The following is a 604-nucleotide window of genomic DNA, read 5'->3' as shown; positions in this document are numbered from 1 at the left end:
TCAGGTCAAGCGTTGAGTCTGCGAACACAGCGGTCACCCCCACGCCCGTGGTCAAGGTGATCCCGTTGCCGTACTTCTCAGCATCGAACGTGCCCCCATCTTGGATGAACACGATCATGCGGTGGATCTTGCATCGCACAGGGGCTGTGTAAGAGAACACCACGGGGGTGCTTGAACCGTTGACATCGGCGTCTCGAGACGCCCCGTTCTTAAGGAATTCGTAGACGTGCGCCATGGCGATCAGCCTACTACCCCTGCTGAACGTGGTGCCTGCTAGCCTGGGCGCCCATGGCGTCCAAGACAATCACCCTTACTAGTACCCCGCAGCTCTTGGCCAGGGGTGCTGGTCACCGTGGGTCCCGCCGTAATGTGAGTGTGCAGGTGAAGGGCGCAACCGGCATCGTTGCAGGTGACGCCGACTCCCAGGACTACACAGTAGCCAGCGGAGTCATCGAGGACTTCACTAAGGGCGCAGGTGACAACCTCTGGGCCAAGAGCACAGGGGCTGATACCGAGGTCGAGCTCTCCTTCGACATCAAGACCATCTCGGACGTGGAGGAGGTGCTGCGCAGCGGTGCCCCCGCAGGCCAGCACAAGGCCAGGT

The 604-nt window shown here is 61.1% G+C and carries 1 protein-coding gene; it reads left to right on the top strand.

Annotation, left to right across the window (positions count from 1 at the left end; translation table 11 throughout):
• Positions 1-369: 369 nt before the first annotated feature.
• Positions 370-604 (top strand): hypothetical protein (locus GY937_05935; protein ID MCP5056253.1); only part of this gene is annotated, 235 nt, incomplete at its 3' end.

This window comes from bacterium (assembly GCA_024228115.1).
Lineage (GTDB): Bacteria > Myxococcota_A > UBA9160 > UBA9160 > UBA6930.
The sequence above is the reverse complement of the archived record's forward strand: the minus strand, read 5'-3'. Positions and strand labels throughout refer to the sequence as shown.